Annotated in this window: 10 protein-coding genes; 4 read left to right on the top strand and 6 right to left on the bottom strand. The window is 35.6% G+C overall.

Annotation, left to right across the window (positions count from 1 at the left end):
* Positions 1 to 3 precede the first annotated feature (3 nt).
* Complete coding sequence (locus ACFOWM_RS07740) at positions 4 to 1,920, top strand: DUF3857 domain-containing protein (RefSeq protein WP_379708527.1); 1,917 nt, start codon at positions 4 to 6, stop codon at positions 1,918 to 1,920.
* A 57-nt stretch (positions 1,921 to 1,977) separates the two neighbouring features.
* On the opposite strand, the gene ACFOWM_RS07735 is transcribed toward ACFOWM_RS07740, so the two are convergent.
* The gene (locus ACFOWM_RS07735; protein WP_379708525.1) at positions 1,978 to 2,766 is read right to left on the bottom strand and encodes a TIGR00266 family protein; all 789 of its coding nucleotides are present in this window, start codon (positions 2,764 to 2,766) and stop codon (positions 1,978 to 1,980) included.
* Positions 2,767 to 2,885: 119 nt separating this feature from the next.
* Here ACFOWM_RS07735 and ACFOWM_RS07730 point away from each other — a divergent pair, with 119 nt between their 5' ends.
* Positions 2,886 to 5,717 carry a M16 family metallopeptidase gene (locus ACFOWM_RS07730; RefSeq protein WP_379708523.1) on the top strand — a complete coding sequence of 944 codons (2,832 nt, stop codon included), beginning with the start codon at positions 2,886 to 2,888 and terminating at the stop codon, positions 5,715 to 5,717.
* A 67-nt stretch (positions 5,718 to 5,784) separates the two neighbouring features.
* Here the strand turns inward: ACFOWM_RS07730 and ACFOWM_RS07725 are convergent, their stop codons facing one another.
* From ACFOWM_RS07725 to ACFOWM_RS07715, 3 genes are all read right to left on the bottom strand, one after another.
* On the bottom strand, positions 5,785 to 7,356 hold the full coding sequence (locus ACFOWM_RS07725) for a DUF1501 domain-containing protein (protein ID WP_379708521.1): 1,572 nt from the start codon (positions 7,354 to 7,356) through the stop codon (positions 5,785 to 5,787).
* A gap of 34 nt (positions 7,357 to 7,390) precedes the next feature.
* Positions 7,391 to 9,076, bottom strand: coding sequence for a DUF1800 domain-containing protein (locus ACFOWM_RS07720; protein WP_379708519.1), 1,686 nt, complete (start codon positions 9,074 to 9,076; stop codon positions 7,391 to 7,393).
* Between the two features lie 72 nt (positions 9,077 to 9,148).
* Positions 9,149 to 10,135 (bottom strand): DUF1028 domain-containing protein, encoded by a 987-nt coding sequence (locus ACFOWM_RS07715; RefSeq protein ID WP_379708517.1) that lies wholly within the window; start codon positions 10,133 to 10,135, stop codon positions 9,149 to 9,151.
* Between the two features lie 146 nt (positions 10,136 to 10,281).
* On the opposite strand from ACFOWM_RS07715, the gene ACFOWM_RS07710 reads away from it, so the two are divergent.
* Both ACFOWM_RS07710 and ACFOWM_RS07705 read left to right on the top strand, forming a co-directional pair.
* A complete protein-coding gene (locus ACFOWM_RS07710; protein ID WP_379708515.1) occupies positions 10,282 to 11,724 on the top strand; it encodes a RapZ C-terminal domain-containing protein in 1,443 nt (480 codons plus the stop codon).
* 11 nt (positions 11,725 to 11,735) lie between these two features.
* Entirely contained in the window at positions 11,736 to 12,443 is a 708-nt protein-coding gene (locus ACFOWM_RS07705; protein WP_379708513.1) for a nucleotidyltransferase family protein, read from the top strand.
* Here the strand turns inward: ACFOWM_RS07705 and ACFOWM_RS07700 are convergent.
* Together ACFOWM_RS07700 and ACFOWM_RS07695 are read right to left on the bottom strand one after the other, a co-directional pair.
* Positions 12,436 to 14,817: a TonB-dependent receptor domain-containing protein gene (locus ACFOWM_RS07700; protein WP_379708511.1), complete on the bottom strand. Its 2,382-nt coding sequence runs from the start codon at positions 14,815 to 14,817 to the stop codon at positions 12,436 to 12,438. The genes ACFOWM_RS07705 and ACFOWM_RS07700 overlap by 8 nt on opposite strands.
* Positions 14,818 to 14,937: 120 nt before the next feature.
* Positions 14,938 to 16,287, bottom strand: coding sequence for an efflux RND transporter periplasmic adaptor subunit (locus tag ACFOWM_RS07695; RefSeq protein WP_379708509.1), 1,350 nt, complete (start codon positions 16,285 to 16,287; stop codon positions 14,938 to 14,940).
* Positions 16,288 to 16,321: the final 34 nt, after the last annotated feature.

Genomic DNA, 16,321 nt, shown 5'->3' with positions numbered 1-16,321 from the left:
GCTATGAAAATTAACTGGATTTCAAAAACATTTCTTGCTTTTGTATATATCTGTAATACCTCAACAATAAAGGCACAGCAATATGCAGTGAATTTAATACCCGAAATGTTACAAAAAAATGCCTTTGCTGTAAAACGTTTTGAAGAAATTAAAGTGACAATAAAATCAACTTCAAAAGCATTCATTAAACACAAATATGCAGTAACAATATTATCAGAAGCAGGGGCTAAAGCTGCTCAATATCAAAATAGTTACGATCGCTTACAAACGTTGAGTAATATTGATGGGGCCTTATTTGATGCAAATGGAAAAAAAATAAAATCAATTAAGAAAAAAGATATTGGTGATTTTTCAGAACGAGATGAAGTAAGTTTAATAACTGATAATAGAGTAAAATTGCATAATTTCTATTACAACCAATACCCCTATACTGTTGAATATGAAGATGAACAAGAATTAAATGGTTTGTTTTTTTTACCATCTTGGCAACCAGTCGAAGATGAACATTATAGTGTTCAGCAAAGTAATTTTATTGTTGAAATGCCTGAAACATTTGTGTTGCGTTTTAAAATAATTGCCAATGTTTCACAACCAATTCAAACAACTTCAAGTGGAAAAAAAACATACAGTTGGTCAGTTAATAATTTAACGGCAGTGGTACATGAATTATATCAACCAAGTTGGGCCGAAATTAACCCTGCTGTATATATTGCCCCATCGCAATTTGAGTTACAACAACTTAAAGGTGATATGTCAAGCTGGCTACAGCTTGGCAATTTTATCAATCAATTAAACAACAATCGCCAACAGTTGCCAGATGATGTAAAGCAAGAAGTACATCGCCTAACCGACCCATTAAAAACGCCACAAGAGAAAGTGGCTGTTTTATATAATTACCTACAAAAAAATACCCGATATATTAGTGTACAATTAGGTATTGGAGGGTGGCAGCCATTTGATGCTACTTACGTGGCTACCAAAAAATATGGCGATTGTAAAGCATTATCTAATTACATGATTAGCTTATTAAAAGAAGCTGGTGTAACAGCTAACTATGTTTTAATAAACGGAGGCGATAATAACGATAGGCCCGTGTGGGATGATTTTGCAGCACCTTATTTTAACCATGCTATTATGTGTGTGCCAATGCAAAATGATACTACTTGGTTGGAGTGTACAAGCCAAACAGTAAGTGCAGGTTATATGGGCTCATTTACTGGTAATAGAAAAGCGTTGTTAATTGCACCAGATGGTGGCCATTTAGTAAAAACACCAACTTATAAAGCCAACGATAATTTGCAATTAAGAAATATTACCGCTACCATTGATGCAACTGGTAATCTTTCTGCAAAAGTGGTTACAAAATTTACAGGTTTACAGCAAGATGATATACAACAAATGATGTACGGTGCTACATTAGAGCAAAAGAAAAAATACTTAAACGCAGCCATAAGTTTGCCCACCTATGAAGTGGTATCTTTCGATTATAAAGATGAAAAAGGCGTATTGCCTGCAGTAACCGAACAGCTCACTATTACAGCACCTAACTATGCTACAGTATCCGGTAAACGTTTATTTGTTACGCCTAATTTCTTCAATAAATCGGGTAGTAAGTTTGAAGAGGGTGTGCAGCGTACTTATGATATTGTTTTTCCTTCATCGTATATTGATGTTGATAGTATTCAAATTACCATACCCGATTATTATGAGGTAGAAGCATTACCTAAAAATGTACAATTACAATCTGCCTTTGGTACCTATAACATTCAATTTGTGGTATCAAATAATCAAATAAAAGTAATAAGACGCAATGAACGTAAAGAAGGGCGATACCCACGTTCAAGCTATGCCGAAGTGGTAAAATATTATAACGATATTTTTAAAGCCGATAGGGGAAGGATTGTACTCACTAAAAAATAATCAATCAAACCAATAAAAAAGGGTTCACCTACAAGTGAACCCTTTTGCTTTATAAAATTATTCTCTACCATCTAATAAATTACCTAAGCTGCCTAAAATACTGCCTTCTTCTTTTCTGCTTACAGAACTGTATTGCATTAAACGACCTGCTAACCTACTAATAGGTAACGATTGTATCCACACTTTACCCGGTCCCCTTAAAGTGGCAAAAAACAACCCTTCACCGCCAAACATCCAGTTTTTAATGCCTTTAATAAATTCTATATCAAAGTCAATACCTGCCGTATAAGCTACTACGCAACCCGTATCAATTTTTAATACTTCACCGGGTTGTAAAGTACGTTCGGTAACATAACCTCCAGCATGCACAAAGGCCAAACCATCACCTTCTAACTTTTCCATTATAAAGCCTTCGCCACCAAATATACCAGTACCTAACCTACGTTGAAACTCAATGCCAATGCTTACGCCTTTGGCGGCACATAAAAAAGCATCTTTCTGTGCTATTACTTTACCGTTCAATTGCGATAAATCAAGCGGTATAATTTTACCAGTATAAGGTGCAGCAAAACTTACCCTTTTTTTGCCTTGGCCAACATTAGTAAACGCCGTCATAAATAAATTTTCGCCAACTAATAAGCGTTTACCAGCGTTAAAAAGTTTATCTAAAAAACCACCACTGTTTTGTGAGCCATCCCCAAACATGGTATTCATTTGAATATCATTATCCATCATCATAAAACTACCTGGTTCGCCAATTACGGTTTCTTGTGGGTCCAATTCAATTTCAACATATTGGAGCTCTTCTCCATAAATTTTGTAATCAATTTCGTGATTCGATATCATGGTTTCATTTTTTTGATAAATGTAATAAATACATCATTTAATAAATTGCCTTTATATGATAAACGGTAAATTTGTTTACACATTTTTAACTTATTTTGACCTTCAAACCATTTTAAATTATGAAGAAATACCTTTTTGCTACGGCAGCTTTTTGCTTTGCTGTAAGTGCAGGTTTTAGTCAAGCAAAATTGATTGAAACCGTTACCAAGAAAGGCGACGAGCTGGTAATACCTTATCAGAAATATGTGTTGCCAAATGGATTAACAGTTGTGTTAGCGGAAGATCATAGTGATCCTTTAGTGCATGTTGATGTTACATACCACGTAGGTAGTGCAAGAGAAGAAATTGGCAAAAGTGGTTTTGCACATTTTTTTGAGCACATGATGTTCCAAGGAAGTGATAATGTGGGTGATGAACAACATTTTAAAATAATTTCAGGTTCTGGCGGTACTTTAAATGGTAGTACCAATCAAGATCGTACTAACTATTACGAAACTGTACCCTCTAACCAACTTGAAAAAATGTTGTGGTTAGAAAGTGATCGTATGGGCTTTTTGTTAGATGCGGTTACACAACAAAAATTTGAAATTCAACGCAGTACTGTTAAAAACGAAAGAGGTCAAAACTACGATAACCGTCCTTACGGTTTGGCCGGTGAGTTTGCAAGCAAAAACCTGTATCCTTATGGGCACCCATACAGTTGGTTAACTATTGGCTATGTAGAAGATTTAAACAGGGTGAACGTAAACGATTTAAAAAACTTTTTCTTACGTTGGTATGGTCCAAACAACGCAACCATTACCATTGGTGGCGATTTTAAATCGGCTGATGTAATTAAGCTGGTTGATAAGTATTTTGGTTCTATTCCTCGTGGTCCTGAAGTTACCAAAACAGTTTTGGCACCGGTTGTTTTAGAAAGCGATCGTTATGCATCATACACTGACAATTATGCAAAAATTCCATTACTTACAAAATCATATGTAACTGTACCTAACTATGATAAAGATATGGCTGCATTGGCTTGCTTAGCGCAAGTAATTGGCCAAGGTAAAAATTCAATTTTATACCAAAATTTGGTAAAAACTCAAAAAGCATTAAATGCATCATGCAACAGTAGGTTAAGCGAATTGGCTGGTGAATTTAGTTTTCAAATTGTACCATTGCCTGGTAAGTCATTGGCTGCAATGGATAGTTTGTTAACCGAGGCTTTAGTAGCATTTGAAAAACGTGGCGTTACTGATGAAGATATCATTAAATTTAAAGGTGGTATTGAGTCGCAATTCATTAATGGTTTACAAAGCGTATCAGGTAAAGTATCACAATTGGCTGCTTTTCAAACTTATGTTGGTAACCCTAACATGATTGGTAAGCAATTAGAAATGTACCGTGCCGTTACTAAAGAAGATGTAATGAATGCTTACAATAAATATATTAAAGGTAAGCATAGCTTAACAGTGAGTGTATTGGTGAAAGGCCAAAACGCTGCACCTGTAATGGCTGATAATTATACGGTTGACACCACAAAATATGTACGCCCTAACTACGGTTATGATGGGTTGAAATACGTAAAAGCAAAAGATAATTTTGATAGAAGTAAGCAACCTGGTGTAGGTGCTAACCCTGTTGTTAAAGTACCTGCCTTTACTAAAAAATCAACACCAAATGGTATTAAAATGATTTTTGCAGAAAGTAAAGAATTACCAATTGTAAATATTTCAATAAGAATACCAGGTGGGCAAATTGCTGAAACAGATATGCCAGCAAAATCAGGTATAGCTGGTATGACGGCAAGTATGATGAATGAAGATACTAAGAACTATACTGCAGAACAAATGGCAGTTGAGCTACAAAAATTAGGTAGCAATATCAATATTTCATCTTCATTTGATGGTACAGTGTTTAGTGTACAAAGCCTAAAGAAAAATTTAGATAAAACATTAGCCCTTTTAGAAGAAAGAATGTTGAACCCTAAGTTTACAGAAGCTACTTTTAGCCGTTTACAAAAACAAGCTTTAGAAGGTTTTAAACAATTAAAATCGCAACCTGCTGCTATTGCTGATAATGTTTTTGATAAAATTAATTACAGCAACAGTATTTTAGGTTTGAGCAGCAATGGTACAGAAACTACCATTAAAAGCTTAACCTTGAAAGATGTTGAAGATTTTTATGCAAATAATATGACTACCCAAGGCGCAAGAGTAGTGGTGGTAGGCGATGTTAAAGAAGCTGATGTATTGCCGAAGTTGGCTTTCTTAAACAAAATACCAAATAAAAAAATAGCTTATGCAAAACCAGCTGCTGCACCATTAGTTAACAAAACCACTATTTATATAGTTGATGTACCTAAAGCTGCTCAAACAGAGTTTAGAGTAGGTGGGCCTACAAACTTAAAATATGATGCTACTGGTGAGTATTACAAATTAGGTTTAGTAAACTTTACTATTGGTGGTGATTTTAACAGCAGGTTAAACATCAACTTACGTGAAGATAAAGGCTGGACGTATGGTGCACGTTCATCATTCAGCAGCAATGATTATGCAGGTGATTATACATTTAGCGCTGGTATTCGTGCAGATGCTACGGATAGTGCATTAACAGAAGTAATTAAAGAAATTAAAAATTACGCTGCTAATGGTATCACTGCTGAAGAGTTATCATTTATGAAAATGGCTATTGGTCAACGTGATGCTTTGGCTTACGAAACGGGTGGTCAAAAAGCAGGTTTTGTGGGCCGTATTTTGCAATACGACTTGCCAGCTACTTACGTAAATACACAAAGCAACATCTTAAAAAATATGACCAAAACAGAAATTGATGCATTGGCAAAAAAATGGCTCGATATTAATAAAGTAAATATTTTATTAGTAGGCGATAAAGCTAAAATTTTACCAGGCTTACAAAAATTTGGTTACGAAATTGTTGAGTTAGACGTTGATGGTAACAAAAAATAATCATCCACTTAATTAAATAAAAGGCGCTTCAACACTGAAGCGCCTTTCTTATTTATAATACATTACATCATCTCACTTTAACCATGGTACGCACTTGTTGCGTAACCCCATTTTGAAAACGTACATAATAAACACCTGTACTAGTGTTACCACTTTGCCAAACTACACTATAAGTGCCTGCTGTGGCAAATTCTCTATCAACCAAAGTTGTAATTACTTGGCCCAATGTATTTATAATTTGCACCAATGTATGGCCACCACTGGTTGTAAAACGAATGGTCGTACTTTGCGTAAATGGGTTCGGGTAATTATCAACCAAGGTTGTACCACTTAAATTAGGCACGGCAGGGTTGCAGGCACTTGTTTTTACCAATGGTATATTTTGAAAATTTTGCAGCATAATTTGTTGGAGATCGCTATTCTTCACACACATCCAATCTTGTAACATGGATGCATATACACTTCTAAAATCATATTGCATCGGTATATTATCGTTTACCCCCGCATTTGCAGGTATTGTAGGGTTATTACCATGCACCATTTTTTGAGCATTGCTACCAAATACAAATAAAGGTGCAGCGGCACCATGGTCAGTACCCGTACTTGCATTGCTTTTTATACGGCGACCAAACTCACTAAATGTTAAGCCCATCACCCTATTTTCTACGCCTAAAAATTTTAAATCGTCTTGAAATGCTTTAATAGCATCACTTACATTTTTTAATAAATTAGCATGTGTACCAACAGTTGTATCAGTAGTAGTGGTTTGTAAAGAGTGGGTATCAAAACTACCATAACTTACCATGTATATTTTTGTTTTTAGTCCACCTTTTACAAGCCTTGCAACAATTTTTAATTGATCAGCCAATGCGTTGTTGGTTGGGTAGGGTGCTTGCTGTGTAACATTTAAAGCTGCATTTTTTACAACCGTTGCGTATTGCGATGTTTGATTAGCCACTTGGCGAATGTACTTTAATTCTTTACCTGCTAGTGTATTAGGTGCAGGGTCTTCAACACCACTTATTAAATTGTAAAAACTGGTAGGGTTGCTTATACTCATTCCCATACTAACACTTGGTCCTTGAAAAACCAATGAGGTAACAGAGCCAATTTGAATACCTAACGGATCAGGCATGCTGCTGTTGGGGTAACCTGTGGGGAAATTAGGATATTCATAATCTAAAAACCTACCGCCCCATCCATTGGTAATAACTTGGTTACTATCGCTGGCGCTCATCCAAATATCTGTTGCTCTAAAATGTGAAAAGTTTGGTTGCGGATAACCCACTGATTGCACTATACCTAATTTGCCCTCATTGTACATAGTGCGAAGGCCCGTCATAGCTGGATGTAAGCCCGTTTTATCAACACCATCTAATTTTAGAACACTGTTTTCGGGTATGGCAATATTGCTTCTTGCATTAAAGTAGTTGCTATAACCATCAATAGGTATTACCATATTTAACCCATCATTACCTCCTTGTAACTGCACAATAACCAACACATGATCATTATCTGTAGTACCTAATAACTTAGCAAGTGGACTATCAGCTGCAAATGATTTTAATGAAAAACCATTTATAACAGTTGGTAGTACAATGCCTGGTAGCGTATTTTTTAAAAAATCTCTTCTTTTCATTTTGATGATTTTTTATTGATAAGATTGATGTTTGTTAGCACAATTGATATTCTGCTAAACGTAATAGATATTGATATAAGCTGGCTAATCTGGTTTTTACAATGGTGGCATTCGTCATATCGTTGGGGTTAGCCATGTAGGCATTCCAAGCACTCGTCCAATACGCATCTGTTGATTGGCCACTTAATAAAATATCTGTTTTAATTTGATTGCGACTAGCAAGGCTTAATGGTAAGCCCAATAAGTATTTTACTGATTGTGCTATTAAACTATTGGGGTCGCTTGGGTTAGGCATTGATGCTGCAAACGCCACATGATTAATTTTGATATTTCTGCCAGAACGTGTATAACCATTAGCGTTCATGGTATCCGTAAATTGATTGCGTTTGGGTAGTGTATCACTATTGATCCATAACTCATGAAACTGTGGTCGTTGGTAATACGCTGGCCAACCTGCTACAGCTGGTGGGTCACCAATATTTTGTTGTAATGATGTACCAATGGTTTGTATAGAATTCCATAACAAATAATTACCCGGTACATCAGTACCCACTGGGAAGCTAACACCCAACTCCCTACACAAACCTATCATTACATCCATAGGTGATTTTATTAAACAGCCTTGGTTAAGTGCATCAAAAAAATGTTGGCTTTTAAATAAGGTGCTTAGCACAGGTGTGATATCGTAGTTGTTGTTTCTAAAAATTTGTGCTAATGGTACAATTACATTGGCTTCAGTAGCAGCATCAATTTCGTAGTATACAAAAAAGCGATAGAGTTTTCTACAAATATTTAGCGATACATCATCTTTCGAAAAAATCATATTCAGCAAGGCATCTAATTCAATATTACCAGCATTTGCAGTGTTGTTGCCTTGAATAATAGTGTTGTTGTAAAAACTTGAAAATTGTTTGTTGGTAATATCATGCCTGCTTAATTGAAAAGTAGCAGTGTTGGTAGTGTTATCAATTACCCAGCCAGTGAGTACTTTGGCAGCTGCTTTTACATCATCTTCACTATACGGTGGTGTAGCATCGTTAATGCCTTTACCAACGGTGAATAATTCTTGCAACTCACGGGCATAGTTTTCGTCGGGGGCAGTTTTGGTATTGAGGTAGCCATTTAAATAGCGTAGCATACCTGTATTAAGAGTTATAGCTTTTACAAATGTTTTAAAATTACCTAAAGCATTTGCTCTAATAACGGCATTGTTTTGATAGCACCAAATGCCATTGCCAATATCAGCAGTTTCTGTGGCAAAATGGTTATGCCAAAACAACACCATTTTCTCTCTTATAGTAGCATCTTGGTCAATCATGAGACCCGTCCACCAATTTTTAAAACTAGCTCTTCGTTGAGCATTAATACCACCATCGGTTGTATTGGTATTTACCCAAGTACTTTCCTGTGGTATGGCTGCATCAGGGTCGCCAGCAGTGGTTGAGCTAGCATAGGTTTTAAGTGGCGGTGCTGGAGGGGTATTGTTTACATTCAATAAATAGTCAACAGCTTGGGTCATCGTCATCCCAACAAAAAAATCAACATCGCTCTTTTTTGCTCCAAACATGGTACGCCTGAGTAGGTGAATCACTTCGGTGTTGGTCCATGGTCCAGTATATGGCTGTATGCCACTTAATACTCGAGCGCCTGCATATGTGTTAGAAACTAGCTGTTCATTTTTTGGAACTGCTTTAGCTGTTAAAAAAGCTCTTCTATCCATAACAAATAGTTTTGGTAGTTAGTTGGTAAAAAGACGTACCAATCAACAAAAAGTTTAATGTTAAGTTACTATTTATTTTATGAGTAATTGATAATCATCGGCACTCGTGTTGAGTAGCCCTACTTTTGGTAAGCGTTGGGTGAGCAAGCGCCAATTATTATCTTGCTTGTATATTTTTTGAAGAATAGCAGCAGCTTCTTTAATTTTTTTGTTATTAGCAAGTGTAATGGCCGTCCAATACTGCATTTCGAGGTTTTTAGGAAACATGCTCATGGCGGTGCCATATTCCTTCATGGCTAGTGGCATATCGTTTTTTTCTGAAGCTAAATCACCTGCATCCATGTGTTCATAGGCTCTGTAGAGTTTTAAAAGTCGGGCAAGTTCTACCAATGGAGTAATATGATCATCAACCCGTAAATCAATTTTTTTATCGTTCCAAGGTTGTGCAGTTGCTTGGCCAGCTACAACAAGTATAGCGGCTGATTGTTTACCCCTGATATCGCCACCTGCTTGTTGGGCTGCTTGTAATGCCGCTAAAACCCTTTCGGCAAGTGGCTTATCATTATTTTTTTCATAAGCAGCGGCCATAGCTTTACAAACTGTATTATTCAACATCATGTTACTTTGAACGCTATAGTTATTTCCTACAATATGGTTAGCGTAATCAATACAATTTTTACCAGTATAGGCATTTACGTTTCCTTTAGCATCAATCATGGCAACTTGTCGTACTTCTTTGCCAGCATCTTTGTCTAATAATTGTTGTAAAGCATCAGTGGCTGTTACGCCATTTTTCATTAGTTGTAAACCCAAAGGGCCATAACTTTTGTTCACAAAAGATTGTGTTGCCACCACACCTACACCAGCTTCGCCCCAAGGCACAGCAGTACCTACGCTAAACCAATGGCTTTGCACACCTACGGCCATTTCGCCAGTTTGAGGGTCACGTGCTACAATAGAAAAAGTATGTGCAAAGGCTTCATCATTTTTAAAAAATTGTGCCTTTACTTGCGAACCACATACCATTGCCACTAACATGAATTGAATACACTTTTTCATCTGCTATTTTTTGAAGTTTATGAATTTACATCCGCACTTGCGAATGCGTATTAAAGCTACAAACTTTATGAGCTGCATTCAACAATTGTATTCACTTTTTAAATAGCCAAAATAATGGCTAATTTTATGGCATATTTAAGTTGTTTATGAGTATACACCAAAGTGCAATCGCCCATTTATTTTCTTTATTTAGTAACGATGCTATTGAACATATACAACAATTACCACAAAGTGGTGGTGATAGGGTTTATTTTAGAATATTTACCAGCACACAACAAACTTATATTGCAACTGTAAACAACTTTGTAAAAGAAAATGAAGCATTTTTTTACTGTACAGCCCATTTTAAACATATTGGTGCACCGGTGCCTACCATTTTCATAAAAAACGATGAGGGTACTATTTATATTCAAGAAGATTTTGGAGACCAATCATTATTAGCCATTTTAGAGCAAGAAGGCCCAACCGATGCAGTACAATTGTTGTATAAAAAATCATTAAAAGCATTGGCGCATTTGCAAATTAAAGGCGCTGTGGGGTTTGATTATGATAATTGTATAACGAGTAAAGTATTTGGTAAGCAAGCCATTTTGAGTGACTTATTATATTTTAAGTATTATTTTTTAGATACTTTAAAATTACCGTACGATAAAGAGCAGTTGGGAGCGGCATTTGAGGTACTCAGTAATTATTTACATGAGGCAGATTACCAATTTTTTATGTACCGTGATTTTCAAAGTAGAAACATCATGATCAAAAATGGGGAGCCATATTTTATAGATTATCAGGGCGGTATGATGGGTGCTTTGCAATATGATGTTGCCTCGTTGCTATGGCAAGCAAAAGCTCATTTAAACGACGATTGGAAGCATGATTTATTTAAATATTATCGTGATTGTGTAGCGGAGCTATTGCCTACACCTATTGATGCACATAGGTTTGAAAGCCAGTATAATGGTTTTGTACTCATTCGCTTATTACAAGTATTGGGGGCATATGGTTTTAGAGGATTATTTGAACGCAAAGCCCATTTTTTAACCAGTATACCTATGGCGTTAGAAAACTTGCGTTCATTTATGCAACATTACCGTATTGGCATTGATGTACCTGAACTTGAAAAAGTATTGAATGCGATTACTACTGATGATGTAATACATCGTTTTAAACCTATACGTGCTACTAAAGAAACGCCTTTGGTTGTGCATATAAAAAGTTTTTCTTTTTTAAAATCGGGCTACCCAAAAAATGTTTCAGATAATGGAGGTGGTTTTGTGTTTGATTGTAGGGGTATTTTAAACCCTGGTCGAATTGAGCAACATAAAAAAGAAACGGGTAGAGATAAGCCCGTTCAAATTTACTTGCAAGAAAAAACCCGTATGGAAGAATTTTTAGCAGGTGTATACAGCGTTGTTGATATTGCAGTTGAAGATTATATACAACGTAATTTTGAAGTGCTCGAAGTAAATTTTGGTTGTACAGGTGGCCAGCATAGAAGTGTATACGCAGCGGATGCATTGGCAAGGCATTTAAAAAATAAGTACGGTGTAGCTACTACAATAAAACATATTGAACAAAATTTTGATAATTAAATAGTAGCAATATGAAGGCAATGATTTTAGCGGCAGGTTTAGGTACTCGTTTAAAACCCTTTACGGAGCAGCATCCTAAAGCGCTGCTACCCATTAATGGAAAATCTTTATTACAGCGAAACATCATCTATTTACAACAAGCAGGCATTACTGATGTGGTTGTAAATGTGCACCATTTTGCATCACAAATTATTGATACTATCAACCATAATAATGGCTGGGGAAGCTATGTAACAATCAGCGATGAAACCAACGAAGTGCTCGAAACAGGTGGTGGTTTATTAAAAGCAGCTCCACTTTTGAAAGAAGGAAATGAGGCATTTGTATTGATGAATGCAGATATATTAACTGATATGGATTTACAAGCTATGATAGCCCAGCATCAACAAAGCCAAGCCCTTGCTACATTAGCCGTAACGAACCGTACCTCTAGCAGAAATTTATTGTTTGATGAAAACCATTATTTGTGTGGTTGGCGTAATAATAATACGGGTGAACTAAAAGGCAAATCCGGACAAGCAAAAGCATTTAGTGGTATCCATATATTAGAGCCAAACATTTTTGATGAAATAACAGAAACAGGTAAGTTTTCAATGATTGATGTTTATATGCGATTGTGTACAACGCAAAAAATAAATGCGTATGATCACAGTCATACGCATTTAATAGATGTGGGTAAACCCGAAAGTATTGCTATTGCTGAAAGCTTGTTTAGTTAAACTCGTTTGGCACCTGTATCGTTTGTTTTGGTTCGGCCTTGGGTTTAATACCAAAATTATATTTTACAGCAATTCCTACACGTCTGGTATCTGTATACCTCAAACCCGTTGCGGTAAAGTTAGTTTGGTCAACGGTGAATGCGTTTCTATTGGTTCTAAACATATCGTTAACCGATAGTACAATATTCATTTTTTTATTGAGTAATGATTTGTTTGCTGAAAAATTAAGTGAGCCAAAATTTTTCAATTCAAAAAAGTTAGCTACTGCATTGATACGCATAAAGCCATTTAAGCTTAAGTTAAGCGTTGGCGTAGCTTTAAAGCTTTGAAACATAAACAGGTTCCAGCTTGTACGTTTAAAGGTAAAAGGTGCATTGTCATACAACCCGTTATAGTTAATAAAGTTGGCTTGAGCCCCTGCATAAAAAAAGTATTTTTTGCCTGGAGGAATACCAGCAACTAAACGTAGGTATGCTTCTTTGTTCGTACCTAAATTATCGTAGGTACGAAACAACGTATCGTTTTTTACATAGGTAATATTCGAAAAAATATTTTTTACATTATTAAAGCCAGCAGTAAGTAACGGAAAATCATCAGCCATAATATTTACCTCGTAGTTGGTGGTAAATTGTGGTTGTAATGATGGGTTGCCTACATCAAAAGTATATTGATCAGCGTACCTAGGAAAAGGGTTTAATGCTTCATAAAATGGCCTTGTGATACTGCGTTTGTAAATAGCACTAGCACTCAATTTGAAACCAAACACTTTTGCAATTTTATGGCGTAAAAATAAAAACGGAAATAAATCGGTTCTATTGATTTTGAAAGTAGTATCTGATGGTATTAACTGATTACCATTAATGTTGGTATACTCTAATCTTAACCCAGGTTTTACCGTTAAACCTTTAAATGTTTTAGCTACTTGAAAATAAGAGGCTGCTATGGTTTCTTTGTATTTAAAACGATTGGTTTGAAAACGATCAACATACTTGCCCATGCTAGTATCAGCAAAATAGGCAGCATTGTTTTTACTAAAGCTAACATTTGCTTTTGTACCTAATTCAACAGTGTATTTATTTTTTAATTTAAGTACCAAATCAGTTCTGTAGGTAATAATATTTTTGGTATTATTTACATCGCCATTACCAAACATGGTATTTTTTGATGGCTGTATGTATAAGTTTTGATATACTTGATTGTTAGTCGTTTTAAAATAGGTGTAATCAATATTATTGGTCCATTCGCTGCCTAACGAATCAATCTTTAGTTTAGTTGTGAAATTGTTACCGAGGTAAATGCTGGGGCCATTGTTTTGAACAATCGATACATTTTTACCGATGGTTGTATTGGTTGAAATACTTTTAATATCAATGTCGTTGTTAACCCGGCTGTGATTATTGTTAGCACTCAACCTAACATCGTAGCCGGCACTCCATTTTTTATTGAAATTATAATCCACACCAACATTAGCATAGTTGTTTATGCCAGGTAACTTTGTATAGGCATCTTGATTAAAAATTGTATTGCTATTAGATATTCTGCTAGATGTTAGTACGTCGTAATTGTTTCTATTGGTAAACGAATAAGCTGCTCGTAGATTTAATTTATCTGCTGATTTATTGATGTTAAAACCAATAGACTGTGTAGCTACTTTACCTTGAAAATGCGATACATCAAAACTACCGTTAGTGCCTAGTTTTACTCCTTTTTTGAGTACAATATTCACAATACCCCCACTGCTTGCTGCATCATATTTTGCAGAGGGTGTTCTTAAAATTTCAACTTTACTAATACTATTTGCTGGTAAGCTTTTTAATAAAGATGATAAATCGCTGGCACTTAATTTTATTTCTCTACCATTAATAAAAACAGTTGCAGGTGTGGTGCTATTTAAATAAACATTACCATCTTGATCAACAATGGCGCCTGGGGTTTTTTCTAATACTTCAAATGCATTGGTACTGCTTACGGCAATCGGTTCAACATCAACCACGGTTTTATCATCATCTTGCTTTATAATTGGTTTTACAGCATTAACCACCACTGCACCCATATCTTTTGTTTTGGTTTGTGCATTTACAGTAAAGGTGGTATCGTTATCACCGCTACTCACTTGCGTAAATATATTATTGATATTTACTGCGGATATCCTCAAAAAATAAGTGGTATTTTTTTTAATTGAAAAACTAACGTTGTTTTTTAATGTTCTAACAGCAACAATAGCACTATCAGCAGTACGTAAAAATTGTACAGTTGCATTAGTAATAGCTTCTTGTTGTTCGTTTTTGATAACAACTTTGGCTTCTATATTTTGAGCATAGATTGCATTTGATAAAAGTACAAGTATGCAACTTGTCAATAACCTTGATTTCAACACTTAGTAGTTTTGGTAGTAAATTTTCAATAATTGGTTACACGGATAACAGGAATATTTTACCTGAACTTTGGTACACCAAAAATAATGAAAACTTAATATTTATAACAAGTAAAACTACTATTCTTTTTTGTCGTATAATGCTTTTTTATCAACTACTTTAACTTGTGTACCTACTTTTAATGTTTTACTTACAACATCATATGGGCCAGTAATAACTTCTTCGCCACCTTTTAAACCACTGCTGATTTCAATATAATTGATATCTTGTATACCTGTTTTTACTACCACTTTGGTTACCTTATTATCTTTTCCTTTTACAAAAACTACGGTTTCAATATCATCATCAACCCCAGTTGTGTTCGTTGTGGTGTTATTGGTGTTGTTAACTTTTGTTTTAGCGCTGTCATTTTTTTCTCTTGTGGTTACCGCATTAATTGGAACAGCTACTATATTAGCTTGCGTTTTAGTTTGAATATCGGCATTGGCACTCATGCCTGGCCTAAACGGAAAGCTGCCTTTACCTAACAAATCAGTATAACTTTCTTTTAAAATTCTGATGTATACTTTATATTGCGTTACATCGCTTGTGGCACTTGTTAAGCTGCTCGTTGCAGCTCCATTATTACTGCTTGCAATTTGCGTAACTATACCTTTGAATTTACGTTCGCTATAAGCATCTACAGTTACTATAGCACTGTCTCCTAGTTTTACTTTTGGCACATCGTTTTCACCTACATCAACCCTAATTTCAATTTTATCCATATCAGCAATACGTAACATTTCGGTACCTACGTTGAAGCTATTACCGGCTACTTTTTCACCTTTTTTTACACTTAATAAGCTCACCACACCATCCATAGGGGCCACAATAGCTGTTCTGCCTAAATCGGTATTGGCTTTTGCTAAATTATCACGGGCACTTTGTACAGCAGCTTGCGTACCTCTAATACCTTGTACGGCAGCATTATAGTTGGCTTTTGCAGTTTTCAATGCAGCATCGGCCACATTAAATTCACTAGCGCTGATCACTTTTTCATCGAACAAACGCTTTTGCATATCATACGTACGTTGGCTTTGTTCAACATTGGCTTTTAAAGCTTCTAATGCTGCTTGTGAATTAGCAACTTGGGCTTGACTTTGTGTTACACCGCTTGCCGCTTGGCTGCGTTGAATATTATATACATCCGCATAAATTCGAGCTAATAATTGCCCCTTTTTTACGGTGTCGCCTTCTGCAACTGTTAATTCGGTTATTTCGCCACTAATATCAGGACTCACCTTTACTTCTATTTCAGGATAAACTTTACCACTAGCGTTAACTACTTCAATAATCGTACGTTTTTGTGCAGTTTCAGCGGTTACCTTTATACCTTCTTCTTTACCAAAAGTGCCAGCTTTGGCTAATACGATTAGTACTAATAACAAACCGATACTTCCAAATAAAATCCATTTTGTTTTCTTGCTCATGATGTTGCGTTGTATTGAAAAAGTGCTGTGTAAA

It is taken from the genome of Ferruginibacter yonginensis, from assembly GCF_042651465.1.
GTDB classification, from domain to species: domain Bacteria; phylum Bacteroidota; class Bacteroidia; order Chitinophagales; family Chitinophagaceae; genus Ferruginibacter; species Ferruginibacter yonginensis.
This window is presented reverse-complemented; position numbering and strand designations above follow the sequence as displayed.

Coding starts and splice junctions, on each gene's coding strand:
- ACFOWM_RS07740 (WP_379708527.1), top strand. CDS start 4: ATGAAAATTAACTGGATTTCAAAAACATTTCTTGCTTTTGTATATATC.
- ACFOWM_RS07735 (WP_379708525.1), bottom strand. CDS start 2,766: ATGATATCGAATCACGAAATTGATTACAAAATTTATGGAGAAGAGCTC.
- ACFOWM_RS07730 (WP_379708523.1), top strand. CDS start 2,886: ATGAAGAAATACCTTTTTGCTACGGCAGCTTTTTGCTTTGCTGTAAGT.
- ACFOWM_RS07725 (WP_379708521.1), bottom strand. CDS start 7,356: ATGAAAAGAAGAGATTTTTTAAAAAATACGCTACCAGGCATTGTACTA.
- ACFOWM_RS07720 (WP_379708519.1), bottom strand. CDS start 9,076: ATGGATAGAAGAGCTTTTTTAACAGCTAAAGCAGTTCCAAAAAATGAA.
- ACFOWM_RS07715 (WP_379708517.1), bottom strand. CDS start 10,135: ATGAAAAAGTGTATTCAATTCATGTTAGTGGCAATGGTATGTGGTTCG.
- ACFOWM_RS07710 (WP_379708515.1), top strand. CDS start 10,282: ATGAGTATACACCAAAGTGCAATCGCCCATTTATTTTCTTTATTTAGT.
- ACFOWM_RS07705 (WP_379708513.1), top strand. CDS start 11,736: ATGAAGGCAATGATTTTAGCGGCAGGTTTAGGTACTCGTTTAAAACCC.
- ACFOWM_RS07695 (WP_379708509.1), bottom strand. CDS start 16,287: ATGAGCAAGAAAACAAAATGGATTTTATTTGGAAGTATCGGTTTGTTA.